Source organism: Streptomyces sp. CB01881, from assembly GCF_002953255.1.
In the GTDB taxonomy this organism is placed as follows: Bacteria; Actinomycetota; Actinomycetes; order Streptomycetales; family Streptomycetaceae; genus Kitasatospora.
Genome location: NZ_CP026498.1, coordinates 6,833,873 through 6,848,444, shown reverse-complemented (window position 1 = coordinate 6,848,444; position 14,572 = coordinate 6,833,873). Strand labels below are relative to the sequence as shown.

The window sequence follows — 14,572 nt, the reverse complement described above, 5'->3', positions numbered from 1 at the left end:
ACGGAAGCCGTCCGTACGCTGCCCGCCCAGGAGGAACCTCCAAGCCCCGGGCCTGCCGGTGCGCCCCGGGTGGCCGGGTCAGGACAGCGGGTCACCGGGGCCTCGCTCGGATGGGTGAAATCTCGCCGCCCGCCGCAACCCGCTCACCTCGGGTTCCGGGGCTCGATTCCGGTAACGATCATTGGCGAAGCGCCCCCATGGTCAGCCATTTGGCGGTAAGAAGTGCTGTTGGACCACCACCGGCCGCCGGCCGGTGCGCCGTCCCCGGCGGCCACACGCACCCGGGGGCGACGCGCGTCCGATGCGTCACCCGGCGTTTCACGGCCAGTAAGGCCGACGGCACGTCAGGGAGTCGCGCCGTCAGACCCAGCAGTCCGCCCGCCACAGGGAGCCCCACAGGTGAGCCAGCCGGAAATGCAGCCCGAGGAGAGTGCCTGGGGCAAGGAGATCGGCGAGGAGGACCAGCCCGCCGCCATGGTCGCGCGCCCGGCTTCCACCCGCCGCCGGACCGATCTGAGCACCCGCCAGTTCCCCCTGGGGGACTGGGGTGAGCCCGCCGAGCGGCTGGAGGAGCTCTACCGCTGGTCCGAGGAGCGGGCCGTGGAGGCGATCGACTGGTACCGCCGGGACCGGATCTGGAAGCGCCGCTGGGCCCGCCTGCTGCGGTTCGGGTCGGCCGGCTTCGCGGTCGGCGGCGTGACCGCCCCGCTGGTGGACCTGACCGGCACCGTCGCGAACGCCACCAGCTGGGGCTACGTCGGCCTGGCGCTCTCCGCCGCCTGCTACGGCGCGGACCGGGTGTTCGGCCTGACCTCCGGCTGGATGCGCGACGTCTCCACCGCGCAGGCGCTCCAGCGCCGCCTGGAGGCCTTCCAGTTCGACTGGGCGTCGGAGTGCGTGCGCGAGGTGCTCGGCCCCACCGAGGGCACCGCCGGCGAGGCGGCCGAGCGCTGTCTCGGGGTGCTGCGGCGGTTCTGCGAGGACGTCTCGGACATGGTCCGCACCGAGACCTCGGAATGGATGCTGGAGTTCCGTGCGGGCATGACCCAGCTGCCCACCCAGGTCGCCGGCAGCTGGGGCGGCCGGAGCGAGACGGGCGGGGGCGCCCAGGTGCGGGTCCTGCCGCCGCCGGGCACCCGGCCCACCATGCCGCGCCAGCGGCCGCCGGAGGGCCCGCTGCGCTGAGCCGCACGGGCCCGCGCAGCGGCCGTGCTCAGGCGAAGACGATCATCGAACCCTGGGTGAGGCTCCGGGTGGCCGCCGCGTACAGGCCCGCCCAGGCGTGCCGCTCGCGGGCGAAGGGGTGCAGGTCGTCCAGCGGGGGGCCGAAGGGCTGCTCCAGGCCGGTGGGGCCGAGCGGCCGGGTCGGGTCCGGCGGGTTGAGCGGGTCGATGCCCAGCGCCGGTGCGACGGCCTGCAGTTCGCGCAGCAGCCCGTGGCTGGAACCCAGCGGGCCGCCCGCGGCGAGCAGCGCGTCGTCCACCAGCGGCACCGCGAACTCGATCGGCACGTACGCCCCGGCGTGGTCGAAGTGCCAGACCAGGTGCGACTGTTCCGCGCTGTTCTCGAACATCTCCAGCAGTTGCTCGTAGTCGCCGCCGAGGGCGTCCACCGGCGTGATGTCCAGGCCGGTCAGCCCCAGCAGGTAGGCGCGGCGCAGGAAGTGCAGCGAGTCGTAGTCGAAGGCGGCTATCGGCTCGACCGCCCCACTGATACCCGGCACGTACTGGTAGACCGGCACCTCGGGCAGCCCGTGCGAGGTCAACACGGCGTTGTAGAGCGCCAGATCGTCCCGGAACGGGTTGTCGGGGCTGTGGCTCAGCACGTCCACGAGCGGGACGAGCCAGAGGTCGCAGGCCATGGGCCGGCTCTTCCTCTCGGGGCGGCGGGGGCCGTTCGCTGGGCGAACGACGGGCGGACGGGTCGGCGCCCGGGCCGTCGGTACAGGTACCGCCCGGGACGACGACCGCCCACCCTACCGGCCCGGCGCGCGGTGCGGGCCGGGGCGGCCCTCGGGCAGTTGGCCGGACGACGGGTCGGGCAGCCGGCGGCCGAAGCGCCCGTACGGCACCGAGCGCGGCTGCGGCACCAGTCCCAGGCCCAGCCCCAGCTCGCGGCCGAGCTCCCGGCCCAGCTCGCGTTCCCGGCCGTGGCCGCGGCCGGCCGCTCCCGCCTGGGCCGTACCCGCCTGGGCCGCCTCCCCGGAAGCGCTCCCGGGACCGCTTCCGGTGCCGCTCCCGGGGTGCTCGTCGGGGTCCTCCTCCAGGCCCGCCTCAGGACCCGCCGGGGCGGTCCACGCCCCCGCCGCAGGCCCCGCCTCCTCCGCCGGGCCGAGCGCGGCCGTCAGCAGGGGCAGGACGCCCACCGACTCCACCGGCTGCCCGGCCAGCCCGGCCAGCAGCCGCACGGTGAACAGGTTGTACTCGCAGACGATCCGGTGCGCACCCGCCCGGTCCCCCGCCTCGACCGCGTCGACCAGCTCGGCGTGCCGGTCCCAGCAGACCCCGGCCAGCTTCGGCATCGCCCGCAGGTAGGGCGCGGCGAACATCCAGGACTGCACCCTCAGCCAGTCCAGGTAGTCGCCGATCCGCCGGTTGCCGAACAGCCCGGCCGCCTCCTGCCAGAACCGGCGGTCGCAGCCCACCATCACGTCCAGGTTCCCTCCCCGGGCTGCCCGGACCGCCGCGTCCGCCCGGCGGCGCAGCGAGGGCAGCCGGCCGCCGGTGTCCGGCACCCCGGGGAGGGCGCTGAGCCGGCGGAAGTAACTGTCGGTGAGCAGCACCCGGGACTCGAAGATCTCCAGGAAGTCGTCCCAGCCGAATTCGGGCACCGTGAAGCCGCGATGGTGCTCGGCCCGGAGCAGTCCCTGCGCGCCGAGGTCGACCAGCGCCTCGCGGGCCGGGGTCGCCGAGACCCCGTACAGGTCGGCGATCTCCTTGACGGTGAAGTTGCGCCCCGCCGCGAGCCGGCCGGCCATCATCTCCTCGCGCAGCGCGCCGGCGATCTGCTCGCGGAGGCTGTTGCGCTGGATCACCGGGCGGGTGTCGCCCGAGCCGGTGCCGAACATGCGCGCGACCTCCTCGGGCGGGCTGGAAGGCCTGCCCCGGGACAGGCCTGTAGACGAACGGCTGGAACACGACGAAGGCTCATCTTCTCAAAGATGCCGCCGCCGTGCGGCCGGGCGCCCCACTGCGGTGCCGTCGGCCCCGGCGCGAACCCCCGGCGGGCGTCCCGGGCGTCCCGGGCGGACCCCCGCGGGCCCTCCCGGGCTCAGCGCTGGACGGGAGCCGGAATGCCCAGCAACCGGTCCCGGTGGACCGGGAAGTCGGCGCGGGCCTTGGCCACCTCGGCCGGGTCGAACTCCACCGTCAGCACCTCCTCGCCGTGGCCCGCCTCGGCCAGCACCCGGCCCCACGGGTCCACCACGATGCTGTGCCCGGCCTGCTCGACCCCGCCGTGCGTCCCGGCCGTGTTGCAGGCCAGGACGAAGGCCTGCTCCTCGACCGCGCGGGCCCGGCTGAGCAGCGTCCAGTGCTCGCGCCGCCGCTCCGGCCAGGCCGCCGGGATCACCAGCAGCTGCGCGCCCGCGTCCAGCAGCGCCCGGAACAGCTCCGGGAACCGCAGGTCGTAGCAGGTGGCCAGGCCCAGCGTGCCGAAGTCGGTGGGGGCGGTGACGATCTCCTGCCCGGCGCCCATCACCACCGCCTCACCGCTGTCGAAGCCGAAGCGGTGCACCTTGCGGTAGGTGTGCACCAGTTCGCCGTCGGGGGCGAAGAGCAGCGAGGTGTTGTAGATCGGCCCGTCCGGGTCGCGCTCGACGATCGACCCGGCGTGCAGCCAGACCCCGGCGGCCTTGGCGGCGGCGGCCATCGCGTCGGAGGTGGGCCCGTCGAGGGCCTCGGCACCGTCCGACCAGAGGTCGTACGCGAAGCCGCCCAGCGGCCAGAGCTCCGGCAGGACGACCAGGTCGGCGCCCTGCTGGGCCCGGACCAGGGCGGCCGCCCGGGCCCGCCGCTCGGCGGGCGGCTCCGAGTCGGAGACCGCGAGTTGGATCAATGAAGCGCGCACAGTACCACCGTCCACGGCAAGAGTCCTACGATCGTCACCCGAAAGCACTGCCCTGCTCTCACCCGGCAGCGTAACGTGCGGTTAGTGTGTGCGCCCGGAAGCCGGACGAACCCGGCGGACCCCAGACCAGGGCGCGCGCGGCAAGGCAGCTGACGGAGGGCCGGAGATTCCCGTGACGGACAACCAGACCGTGCAGGCTTACACCGAGGCGTGGACGCAGTCCATCGAATCGATATCGGAGCTGGTGACCCCCCTCCCGGAGGGCTCCTGGAACCGGGCCACCGAGTGCCCCGGCTGGTCGGTACGGGACCTCGTCTCGCACGTCATCGCCATCGAGTCCGAGCTGCTCGGCGACCCGCGCCCGATCCACTCGCTCCCCCGCGACCTGCGGCACGTCACGAACGAGTTCGCCCGCTACATCGAGCTGCCGGTCGACAAGCGCCGCTGCCACACCGCGCTGGAGATGACCAGCGAGCTGGAGTACACGATCATCCGCCGCTCGCGCGCGCTGCGGAACGCCAAGCAGACCCCGACCGAGCAGGTCCGCTGGCCGGCCGGGCCGCACAGCCGCGACCTGCCGTACCACGAGGTGCTGCGCCGCCGGGTGTTCGACGTCTGGGTGCACGAGCAGGACCTCCGGCGGGCCCTCGACGCGCCCGGCAACCTGGACTCCCCCGCCGCCCTCGTCTCCCGGGACGTCCTGCTGGAGCTGCTGCCCAAGGCCGTCGCCCACCGGGCCGGTGCCCCGGCCGGGACGGCGCTGGTGCTCGACGTCACCGGCCCGGTGGAGTTCCTGCGCACCGTCCGGGTCGACGCCGGCGGCCGCGGCACGGTCGACGAGTCGATCAGCCTGGCGCCCGACGTCCAGCTCACCATGGACTGGGAGACGTACGTCCGGCTCGCCTGCGGCCGCGGCCGCCCCGGCCCGGTCACCGTCGAGGGCGACGAGGAGCTGGCCTCCCGCCTCCTGGCCAACTTCGCCGTCACGCTGTAACCCGCGGATTCACCCACCCGGCGTACACACACCGCTGCACGCCGGGTGGCACGCTTCGTGCTCCCGTACGTCAGCTTGGCACCAGCACCTCACCCGTTCGACCTCGTTGTTCCGGGCAGTTGAGCCATCACCCGGAAGAAGGAGGGGTGTCCGGATGGACGACGAACAGGAACGGCACGAACAGATGGTGCTGGTGCGGTCGAGCTTCCCGGTCACGGGACAGCCGGTCCGCGTCGTGATGATCCACGGGGAGCCGTGGTTCGTCACGGCGGACGTGTGCCGGGTTCTGGGCCGCAGCAATCCGAGCGAGGCGGTCAAGATCGTCAAGCCGGTCGACTCCCGCACGGTCGACCTTCGCCGGGTAGCCCTCAGAAATTCTGAGGGTTACAGCATTTCCGCAGGTGAGAAACCCTACACACGTGGAAATCCGATGCTCGGGGTGATCAGCGAGGCCGGCTTCTACACCCTGGTCATGAGGTCGACCAAGCCCAACGCCGGCCCCTTCCAGGAGTGGGTCACCCGCGAGCTCCTCCCCTCCGTCCGCCGTGGGGACACCGACGTCCCCACCCAGCAGCGGCGGATGGCGCAGACCCTGGCCGAGGCGGTCGGGCAGCGGGTCGAGGTCGTGGCGGAGATCGGTCACGAGGACCGGCCCGGGGTGACCGTCCACTCCGACGGGACGGTGCACTGCCGGCACGGGGAGATGCTCTTCCACATGCCGACCCGCGAGGAGGACAGCGGGCCGCCGTTCGGCGCGTACTTCTCCTGCCCGGCCGTGGAACGGGTCGGGATCCGCGGCAGCCGGGTGCTCCCGGGCTGTCCGAAGCTCAAGCTGGTCGACCTGGTCCGGCTGCGGCAGGCGGCACACCCCGGACCTGAACCTGAACCCGTACCGGAACCCGGGCCCGGCCCCGGAGCCGACCGCAGGCCCGTGTACGTGGAGCTGCACGGCGCCCGGATCTACGGGACTCCCCCGCAGATCGCCGAGCTGATGCGCGAGTACGGGCGCTGATCCGACCGCAGAGCGCCGTACACCTCGCCTGAAGCGAGGCATACGGCGTTCCCGCAGGTCGGAAGCCCGACGACTGGCCTACGACCCCGCCGCCGCGACCTTCTTCCGCAGCCGCAGGATCATCACCGTCCCCACCGCCAGCGGCACGTACTGCCAGCAGAACGCCCAGCGGTACGCCTCCGCCGAGTAGCCGCTGCCGTTGCCGGGGCTCAGGGCGTCGAGGAGGACGCCGATCCCGAAGAGCGTGATCATCGTGCCGATGAAGCCGCCCATGTTGACGACGCCGGAGGCGGTGCCGAGCCGCTCGACGGGGTTGCGGGCGCGGGCGTAGTCCAGGCCGACCAGGGAGGCCGGGCCGTTGCTGCCCATCACCAGGATGATCCCGGCCAGCAGCCAGAGCGGGGGGTGCCCGCCCGGCCAGGCCAGGACGAGCGCCCAGCCGGCCGCCGTGGTGGCGATGACGGTGAGCACGATCGGCATCCGGGCCCCGGCGGTCCGGGAGAGCACCCGGCCGAAGACGAAGCCGAAGGTCATGTTGGCGAGCACCAGCAGGGTCAGCAGCCCGCCGGCCTCGCCGCGTGACATGCCCTGGGCCTCCACCAGGTAGGGCAGGCCCCAGAGCAGGCCGAAGGCGTTGCCGGGGAACTGGGTGGTGAAGTGCACCCAGAGCCCGAGCCGGGTGCCGGGCTCGCGCCAGACCTCCCGGACCTGCCGGCCCACCGGGATCCTGGGGGCGGCCGGGAGCGGGGTGGCGGCCGGGCCCGCCGGGGCCTCCCGGAGGAAGAGCGCGACCAGCGCGAAGACGGCGGTGCCGAGCAGCGCGGTCCCGGTGAACGTCCGCGTCCACCCCTCGCTGTGCAGCGCCCGGGCGAGGACGACGGTGGTGACCAGGTTCCCGCCCATCCCGGCGAGGCCGGTCAGCTGGGCGACGAACGGGTTCTTCGCGGCCGGGAACCAGCGCGCGGCGATCCGCAGCACGCTGATGAACGTCATCGCGTCGCCGCAGCCCAGGACCGCCCGGGAGGCCAGCGCGGGGGTGAAGGAGGAGGAGAAGGCGAAGGCCAGCTGGCCGGCGCTGAGCAGCAGGATGCCGAACAGCAGCACCCGGCGCGGGCCGAAGCGGTCGACCAGCAGGCCGACCGGTATCTGCATGGCCGCGTAGACCAGCACCTGGAGGATGGAGAAGGTGGAGAGCGCGGAGGCACCGATGCCGAAGCGGTCGGCGGCGTCCAGCCCGGCCACACCAAGGCTGGTGCGGTGGATGACGGCGAGGACGTAGACGCTGACGCCGATCGACCAGGCCAGCCAGGCGGCGCGCCCGCCGGGCGGCGGCGGGACGGTGGTGGCCGGGGGTGCGGGCTCGGCGGTGGGACGGGGAGCGGGGACGGACAGGGGGCGGGCTGAACTGGCGGGCTCCACGGGCATAGTGCACCCAGACTAGTCATCCCATCATTGGACGCCCAGACCGGGGGTCGGGGAGATCGGACACGAACCACCTCAGCCGGTCACCGTCCAGGAGACCGACCTGGTCATGTACCGGTCGCGGAAGGCCTCGTCCCGGACCCAGTCGGTGGTGTCCCGGACGGTGGCCGTCACGGTGGCGCTGCGCCCGGGGGCGAGGTCCAGCCGGGCGGTGTCGAGCCAGCTGCGGTCCGGCGCCTGCGGCTCCACCGGGACCCCGTCCACCTTCCAGTCGACCTGGAGCTGCCGGGCGCCGGCCAGCGGCAGCGGGCGGACCTCCAGCCGGGGGCGGCCGGTGACCTCGCCGGGGCCGGGCGCGGGCGTGTCGCTCGGCCTGATCCGGCGGTAGACCTCCTCGATGATGGCCTCCCGCGAGGGCAGGTTGTACGCGCCGCCGAGGGTGCGCATCACCGAGTCCGGGGTGGGCCGGTAGATCCCGTTGGCGCTCCGGTACGCCCCGACCGTCCCGGCGCCGTCCGGGGACTCCGCACCCAGCCAGCGCCACCACTTGGTCTGCTTGCGGCGCATCTCGTCGGCGTTGTCGGTGGAGAGGTTGGGGTAGTCGGCGTCGTCCGGCGCGCTGTCGTACTCGTCGCCGAGGTCGCCCACGGTGTGCCCTATCTCGTGCTGGATGATCCGCCCTGCGTCCGGGCTGCCGCCGGCCAGGGTGGTCACCCCGGTGCCGCCGGCGCCGCCGTACTCGCCGGAGTTGGCCAGCGCGATCAGGTACTGCGGGCCGTCGCCGTCCCCGGCGTAGCGGGCGGTGGCGCTCTCGTCCGCGCAGAGCAGCCGGGCGGTGCCCTCGCACCAGAAGTGCATGCCCAGCGGGGTGCCGGGGTTGCGGCCGCGGTTCTCGGTCTCGGCGATGCCGGAGACCGGGGAGACCACCTCGACCCTCCTTATGTTGAAGAAGCCCTGGTAGGTGCGGAACGGCTCGATCTCCATCAGCGCCCGCCAGGCCCGGTCGGCCTGCTGGCGGAACGCGTCCTGTTCGTCGGCGGTGTAGCCGTCGCCGAGCAGCACCAGGGTGATCCGGTTGGCCGGGTCACCGGTCCGCCTTATGTCGACGGTCGGGGCGGCGGCGGCCGCGCGCAGGTCGGCGTGCTGCACGGCGTGCGGCGGCACCGCCCGGTCGGCCGGGGCGCCGGGCCCGATCACGCCGAACGGTGAGGGGCCGGCCAGCTCAAGGGCGGCCGGCAGTACGGCGGTGGACACCAGCACGAGCGCGGCCAGACTCCGGACGAGACGGCCAGGGTTGCCAGGCGGCATACGGGTGCGTCCTCGGGGATCCGGTCACCCGGCGTCGCCCGGGTGGTGGACGCGAAGACGTACCCGGCCGGGCGTGTCCCTCCTCCGGTCCGGCGAAAAAGTCACCGACCTGGCCGAACGATCCGGATCACACCGGTCATACCTATGAGTCCGACCAGGTGGATGGTCCTTGCCGACCGGGACCTCGGCGGCCCCGCCCGGCGGCCGCCCGGCCAGGTGGTCCCGACCCCTGCGTCCCCGACCCCTGCCTCCCCGGCCCCCGGCGGCCGGGGCGGGGGCCGGGGGCCGCTCCGGCCTCAGCCGGCCCGGCCGCGCCGCACGTCGAGGACCAGGTGGGTGGCCAGGCCGAACAGCAGGCCCCAGAACGCCGAGCCGATGCCGAACAGGCTCATCCCGGAGGCGGTGGCCAGGAAGGTCACCACCGCCGCGTCCCGGCCGCGCTCCTCGGCGACCGCCGCGGCCAGGCTGCCCTGCAACGAGGCCAGCAGCGCGACCCCGGCGATCACCGCGATCAGCTCCTTCGGCAGCCCGGTGAACAGGCTCACCAGCACCCCGCCGAAGCTCCCCACCAGCAGGTAGAGCACGCCCGCCGACATCCCCGCGACATAACGACGGCGCGGGTCCGGATGGCTCTCGGGACCGGCGCAGATGGCGGCGGTGATCGCCGCCAGGTTGACGCCCGGCGAGCCGAACGGCGCCAGCAGGACGGAGAGCCCGCCGGTCGCCCCGATCAGCAGCCGGTCGTCCGGCCGGTAGCCGAAGGCCCGCATCACCCCGAGGCCGGGGGCGTTCTGCGAGGCCAGGGCGACGATCGTGAGCGGCAGCGCCAGACCCACCATCGCCGGCCAGGAGAAGGCCGGCACGGTCAGCACCGGCCGGGTGGGTCCGCCCCCGCCCAGGTGCAGCGGCAGCCCGACGGTGACCGCCGCCAGCACCCCGCCGGCCAGCAACGCGGCCGGGACGGCGTACCGCGGCGCCAGCCGCTTGGCCAGCAGGAAGGCCGCGAAGCTGCCCAGCACCAGGGCGGGTGCGCCCTTCACCGCGCCGAAGATCCCGGCGCCGAAGGAGAACAGGATGCCGGCCAGCATCGCGTTGACGATCCCTGCCGGGACGGCCGCGATCAGCCGCCCGAACAGCCCGGTCACGCCGAACAGCGCCACCACCACCCCGCTCACCAGGAAGGCGCCGACCGCCTCCCGGTACGGGTACGCGCCGAGACTGGTCACCAGCAGCGCGGCGCCCGGGGTGGACCAGGCGGTGATCACCGGCGTCCTGGTCCACCAGCTGAGCAGCAGGCAGGTCAGCCCGCTGCCGACGGCCACCGCCCAGATCCAGGACGCGGTCTGCGCCTGGTCCAGCCGGCCGGCGGAGGCCGCCGCGAGCACGACCACCAGCGGTCCGGAGAACGACACCACGATGCACACCAGCCCGGCCAGCAACGCCGGGACGGAGGCGTCCCGGCGCAGCGAGCGGGGCTCCCCGGGGCGCTCGGTACGACGCTGCGCCGAACGGGTTATCAGCTCCTCTGCCATCCCGGCAGTATCCCGGAGACACCCCCGCGCGAGGCGGCCCGAGGACTCCCGAAAAAGATTCGAAGCCACCTGCAACCCCCGGCGGGGATGGACGTCTTTACGGATGAAGGCACGGAGAGCGAGACCGGCAGGGCCGGGGGGCGCTACCGCTGACAGCAGCGGGCAGCCGGTCGTCTTCACCACACCGTCAGCATCATGGCCCTGGGGAGTCACGTCATGCGCAAGTCCGTTATGCCCTCGATCGCGAAGAACGTCCGCTCGACCTCCGGTCGCCGCCGCCTCGCCACCGTCGCCGCCGGCGTCGTCCTCGCGGGCGGCGTCCAGCTGATGACCGCCGACTCCTCCTGGGCTTGCGGGGGCGACACCCGCCTCGGCGGCCCGCTCCCCGCCTCGGTCGGCGAGCACGTCGCACCGGACGCCGCCTTCACCTCCGCCAAGGCCACCGCCACCACGGACGGCAGCTGGAACGAGATCACCGTCAAGGTCACCAACAAGACCGGCCAGCGGGCCGACGGCGCGGAGGCGCAGCTCGGCTTCGCCTTCCTCGGCAACGGGACGCCGCGCGCCCAGGACCTCCGCGTCGAGATGAAGGACTACACCGGCACCTGGAAGCGTCTCGAACTCCAGAAGGGCTGCTACCAGGGCTTCGACATCAACAACACCCAGCGCCAGCGCATCCTGGACGGACAGTCGATGACCTACACGTTCCGCTACGCCCTGGCCCCCAGCACCCCGAGCGACGTGACCGAGATCCAGCTGGTAACCGACGCCTGGTCCGCAGGCTCCGAGCACTACGGCGCGACCGACCTCCGCACGGTCAAGATCAACCACCCCGCCGCCCCGAAGCCCACCACCACCACGAAGCCGACCGCGACGGCCAAGCCCACCGCGAAGCCGACCGCGACCAAGCCCACCGCCAAGCCGGCCGCCGACGAGACCCCGGCCGCCCCGGCGCCGAAGGCCACTCCCCCCGCCACGAAGTCCACGCCGGCCACCACCGCGCCGGCCGGCACCCCCGAGCTCGCCCAGACCGGCTCCAGCTCCGCCAACGGCTTCCTCGCCGCCTCCGCCGCCGCCTTCGTCGCCCTCGGCGCCGGCGTCCTGATCGCCGTGCGCCGGCTGCGCCCCCAGCGCTGACCGGAACGCACGGAAACCCGAAGGGGCCCTTCTCCGCACGGCGGTGCGGAGAAGGGCCCCTTCAACGTGTCCGGGTCGTCAGCCCCAGGTGATCAGACGCTTGGGCCGCTCCAGCAGCGCGGCCACGTCGGCCAGCACCTTGGAGCCCAGCTCCCCGTCCACCAGACGGTGGTCGAAGGAGAGCGCCAGCGTGGTGACCTGACGCGGGACCACCTTGCCCTTGTGCACCCACGGCAGCTCCCGGACCGCACCGAAGGCGAGGATCGCGGCCTCGCCCGGGTTGAGGATCGGGGTACCGGTGTCGACGCCGAAGACGCCGACGTTGGTGATGGTGACGGTGCCGCCCTGCATGTCGCCCGGCGAGGTCTTGCCCTGGCGGGCGGTGTCGATCAGATCGCCGAGCGCGGAGGCCAGCCCCGAGAGGGTCTTGCCGCCCGCGTCCTTGATGTTCGGGACGATCAGGCCGCGCGGGGTGGCCGCGGCGATGCCGAGGTTCACCTGGCCGCGGATGACGATCTCCTGGGCCGCCTCGTCCCACTGGGCGTTGATCTCGGGGTGCCGCTTGATGGCGGTGAGCAGCGCCTTGGCGACCAGCAGCAGCGGGCTGACCCGGACGTCCCGGCCCAGCTCGCCGGTCTCCTTGAGCCGGCGGACGAACTTCATCGTGCGGGTGACGTCGACCTGGACGAACTCGGTGACGTGCGGGGCGGTGAAGGCCGAGGCCACCATCGCCTGCGCGGTCGCCTTGCGGACGCCCTTGATCGGCACCCGGACGTCGCCCGCGACCACGGACGGCACGGCCGCCGGGACGGCGACGGGTGCCTCGGCCGGCTCCGCCACGGGGGCGGCGGGGACCACCGCGGCGGCGGCCACGGCAGCGGCGTGCGCGTGCACGTCCTCGCGGGTGATCACGCCGTCCGGGCCGGTCGGGGTGACGGCGCGCAGGTCGATGCCGAGGTCCTTGGCCAGCTTGCGCACCGGCGGCTTGGCCAGCGGTCGCTCGCCGGACGGCTGCTCGGGCACGACCGGAACGACCGGGGCCGGGGCGGGCGCGACCGGAGCCGCGGGGGCAACGGGTGCGGCGGCGACCACGGTGGTGGTGGTCGTCCGGCGGGCCCGGCGCTGGGTGCCGCCGGTCCGCGGTCCGTAGCCGACCAGCACGGCGCGGCGCTCCGGCTCGGCCGGCTCGGCCTTCGCGGGGGCGGGAGCCGGGGCGGCCGCCGGCGCTGCGGCGACCGGGGCGGGCGCCTCCCCCGCCACCGCGACCGAGATGATCACGGTGCCGACGTCGACCGTCGCGCCCTCCGGGAAGAACAGCTGCTCGACCACCCCGTTGAACGGGATCGGCAGCTCCACGGCGGCCTTGGCGGTCTCCACCTCACAGACGACCTGGCCGTCCGTCACGGTGTCGCCGGGCTTGACGTACCAGCTGAGGATCTCGGCCTCGGTGAGGCCCTCGCCCACATCGGGCATCTTGAACTCGCGGAGCGAGCGAACTTCGGTGGTCATCTTCGCTCCCCGGTTCAGTACGCGAGCGCGCGGTCGACGGCGTCGAGCACGCGGTCCAGGTCGGGCAGGAAGGCTTCCTCGACCCGGGACGGCGGGTACGGCGCGTGGTAGCCGCCGACCCGCAGGACCGGCGCCTCCAGGTGGTAGAAGCACCGCTCGGTGAGCCGGGCGGCCAGCTCGGCGCCCATGCCCATGAAGACCGACGCCTCGTGCACCACGATGCCGCGGCCGGTCCGCCGGACCGACTCCTCCAGGAGGGCGAAGTCCACCGGGGAGAGCGAACGCAGGTCGACGACCTCCAGGCGGCGGCCGTCCTCCTCGGCGGCCTTGGCGGCCTCCAGGCAGACCTTGACCATCGGCCCGTAGGCGATCAGCGTGGCGTCCGCGCCGGAGCGGACGATCCGGGCGTCGTGCAGGCCCAGGTCCGCGGCGGCGCCGACCTCGCCCTTGTCCCAGTAGCGGCGCTTGGGCTCCAGGAAGATCACCGGGTCGTCCGACTCGATGGACTGGCGGAGCATCCAGTGCGCGTCGTGCGCGTTGGAGGGGGTGACCACCCGCAGGCCGGCGGTGTGCGCGAAGTACGCCTCGTGCGACTCGCTGTGGTGCTCCACCGCGCCGATGCCGCCGCCGTACGGGATGCGGACGGTGATCGGCAGCTTCACGTGCCCGAGCGCACGGGCGTGCATCTTGGCCAGCTGGGTGACGATCTGGTCGAAGGCCGGGTAGACGAAGCCGTCGAACTGGATCTCGACCACCGGGCGGTAGCCGCGCAGCGCGAGGCCGATCGCCGTGCCCATGATGCCGGACTCGGCGAGCGGGGTGTCGATCACCCGGCTGTCCCCGAAGTCCTTCTGCAGGCCGTCGGTGATCCGGAAGACGCCGCCGAGCTTGCCGATGTCCTCACCCATCAGCAGGGTCTTCGGATCGTTCTCCAGCGACTTGCGCAGCGCGTCGTTGAGCGCCTTGGCGATGCTGAGCTGACCGGCCATCAGAGGTTCTCCCCCGCCTCGAAGGAGGCCGCGTACTCGACGTACTCGGCCCGTTCCTCATCGACCAGCGCGTGCGGCTCCGCGTAGACGTGGTCGAAGATCAGGGTCGGGTCCGGGTCCGGCATGCTGCGCACACCCTCGCGCACCCGCAGACCCAGCTGCTCGCTCTCGGCGTCGACCGCGGCGAAGAACTCCTCGTCGGCCAGGCCCTCCTTCTCCAGGTGGGCCTTGAGCCGGCTGATCGGGTCCTTGGCCTTCCAGGCCTCGGTCTCCTCGGACGGCCGGTAGCGGGTGGGGTCGTCGGAGGTGGTGTGCGCGCCCATCCGGTAGGTGAACGCCTCGATCAGCACCGGGCCGTTGCCGCTGCGGGCGTGGTCGAGGGCCCAGCGGGTGACGGCCAGGCAGGCCAGCACGTCGTTGCCGTCGACCCGGACGCCCGGGAAGCCGAAGCCGGAGGCACGGCGGTACAGCGGGATCTTGGTCTGGTTGGTGGTGGGCTCGGAGATCGCCCACTGGTTGTTCTGGCAGAAGAAGACCACCGGGGCGTTGTAGACCGAGGCGAAGGTGAAGGCCTCGTTGACGTCGCCCTGGGGCGCCGTCG

13 protein-coding genes are annotated in these 14,572 nt (G+C 73.5%); 4 read left to right on the top strand and 9 right to left on the bottom strand.

Going from position 1 to position 14,572, the window contains the following annotated elements; all coding sequences use genetic code 11:
- Positions 1-399: 399 nt before the first annotated feature.
- Positions 400-1,185 (top strand): SLATT domain-containing protein, encoded by a 786-nt coding sequence (locus tag C2142_RS19680; protein WP_148643875.1) that lies wholly within the window; start codon positions 400-402, stop codon positions 1,183-1,185.
- Positions 1,186-1,213: 28 nt separating this feature from the next.
- Here the strand turns inward: C2142_RS19680 and C2142_RS19675 are convergent, their stop codons facing one another.
- From C2142_RS19675 to C2142_RS19665, 3 genes are all read right to left on the bottom strand, one after another.
- The gene (locus C2142_RS19675; protein ID WP_148643874.1) at positions 1,214-1,861 is read right to left on the bottom strand and encodes a hypothetical protein; all 648 of its coding nucleotides are present in this window, start codon (positions 1,859-1,861) and stop codon (positions 1,214-1,216) included.
- A gap of 114 nt (positions 1,862-1,975) precedes the next feature.
- Positions 1,976-3,067 carry a GntR family transcriptional regulator gene (locus C2142_RS41990; RefSeq protein WP_346766384.1) on the bottom strand — a complete coding sequence of 364 codons (1,092 nt, stop codon included), beginning with the start codon at positions 3,065-3,067 and terminating at the stop codon, positions 1,976-1,978.
- 203 nt (positions 3,068-3,270) lie between these two features.
- The gene (locus tag C2142_RS19665; RefSeq protein WP_148643873.1) at positions 3,271-4,068 is read right to left on the bottom strand and encodes a carbon-nitrogen family hydrolase; all 798 of its coding nucleotides are present in this window, start codon (positions 4,066-4,068) and stop codon (positions 3,271-3,273) included.
- A gap of 172 nt (positions 4,069-4,240) precedes the next feature.
- On the opposite strand from C2142_RS19665, the gene C2142_RS19660 reads away from it, so the two are divergent.
- Both C2142_RS19660 and C2142_RS19655 read left to right on the top strand, forming a co-directional pair.
- On the top strand, positions 4,241-5,062 hold the full coding sequence (locus C2142_RS19660; RefSeq protein WP_148643872.1) for a maleylpyruvate isomerase family mycothiol-dependent enzyme: 822 nt from the start codon (positions 4,241-4,243) through the stop codon (positions 5,060-5,062).
- Positions 5,063-5,216: 154 nt separating this feature from the next.
- Positions 5,217-6,074 carry a Bro-N domain-containing protein gene (locus C2142_RS19655; protein WP_148643871.1) on the top strand — a complete coding sequence of 286 codons (858 nt, stop codon included), beginning with the start codon at positions 5,217-5,219 and terminating at the stop codon, positions 6,072-6,074.
- A gap of 78 nt (positions 6,075-6,152) precedes the next feature.
- Here the strand turns inward: C2142_RS19655 and C2142_RS19650 are convergent, their stop codons facing one another.
- The 3 genes from C2142_RS19650 to C2142_RS19640 form a co-directional block, all read right to left on the bottom strand.
- The gene (locus tag C2142_RS19650) at positions 6,153-7,499 is read right to left on the bottom strand and encodes an MFS transporter (protein WP_148643870.1); all 1,347 of its coding nucleotides are present in this window, start codon (positions 7,497-7,499) and stop codon (positions 6,153-6,155) included.
- 72 nt (positions 7,500-7,571) lie between these two features.
- Positions 7,572-8,804, bottom strand: a complete 1,233-nt coding sequence (locus C2142_RS19645; protein WP_148643869.1) for a M64 family metallopeptidase — start codon at positions 8,802-8,804, stop codon at positions 7,572-7,574.
- 296 nt (positions 8,805-9,100) lie between these two features.
- Positions 9,101-10,336, bottom strand: coding sequence for a benzoate/H(+) symporter BenE family transporter (locus C2142_RS19640; protein WP_148643868.1), 1,236 nt, complete (start codon positions 10,334-10,336; stop codon positions 9,101-9,103).
- A gap of 216 nt (positions 10,337-10,552) precedes the next feature.
- Between C2142_RS19640 and C2142_RS19635 the strand changes: the two genes are divergently transcribed.
- Positions 10,553-11,473 (top strand): LAETG motif-containing sortase-dependent surface protein, encoded by a 921-nt coding sequence (locus C2142_RS19635; RefSeq protein ID WP_148643867.1) that lies wholly within the window; start codon positions 10,553-10,555, stop codon positions 11,471-11,473.
- A 78-nt stretch (positions 11,474-11,551) separates the two neighbouring features.
- Here the strand turns inward: C2142_RS19635 and C2142_RS19630 are convergent, their stop codons facing one another.
- The 3 genes from C2142_RS19630 to C2142_RS40035 all read right to left on the bottom strand — a co-directional run.
- A complete protein-coding gene (locus tag C2142_RS19630) occupies positions 11,552-12,982 on the bottom strand; it encodes a dihydrolipoamide acetyltransferase family protein (protein WP_148643866.1) in 1,431 nt (476 codons plus the stop codon).
- A 14-nt stretch (positions 12,983-12,996) separates the two neighbouring features.
- Positions 12,997-13,974, bottom strand: coding sequence for an alpha-ketoacid dehydrogenase subunit beta (locus tag C2142_RS19625; RefSeq protein WP_148643865.1), 978 nt, complete (start codon positions 13,972-13,974; stop codon positions 12,997-12,999).
- Positions 13,971-14,572, bottom strand: a 602-nt coding sequence (locus C2142_RS40035; protein ID WP_241002668.1) for a thiamine pyrophosphate-dependent enzyme, incomplete at its 5' end; no start/stop codon positions are given. The genes C2142_RS19625 and C2142_RS40035, both read right to left, overlap by 4 nt.

Bases quoted from the DNA above. Each gene is read 5' to 3' on its own strand.
- C2142_RS19650 (WP_148643870.1), bottom strand. From the start codon at position 7,499: ATGCCCGTGGAGCCCGCCAGTTCAGCCCGCCCCCTGTCCGTCCCCGCT.
- C2142_RS19645 (WP_148643869.1), bottom strand. From the start codon at position 8,804: ATGCCGCCTGGCAACCCTGGCCGTCTCGTCCGGAGTCTGGCCGCGCTC.
- C2142_RS19630 (WP_148643866.1), bottom strand. From the start codon at position 12,982: ATGACCACCGAAGTTCGCTCGCTCCGCGAGTTCAAGATGCCCGATGTG.
- C2142_RS19640 (WP_148643868.1), bottom strand. From the start codon at position 10,336: ATGGCAGAGGAGCTGATAACCCGTTCGGCGCAGCGTCGTACCGAGCGC.
- C2142_RS19655 (WP_148643871.1), top strand. From the start codon at position 5,217: ATGGACGACGAACAGGAACGGCACGAACAGATGGTGCTGGTGCGGTCG.
- C2142_RS19675 (WP_148643874.1), bottom strand. From the start codon at position 1,861: ATGGCCTGCGACCTCTGGCTCGTCCCGCTCGTGGACGTGCTGAGCCAC.
- C2142_RS41990 (WP_346766384.1), bottom strand. From the start codon at position 3,067: ATGTTCGGCACCGGCTCGGGCGACACCCGCCCGGTGATCCAGCGCAAC.
- C2142_RS19635 (WP_148643867.1), top strand. From the start codon at position 10,553: ATGCGCAAGTCCGTTATGCCCTCGATCGCGAAGAACGTCCGCTCGACC.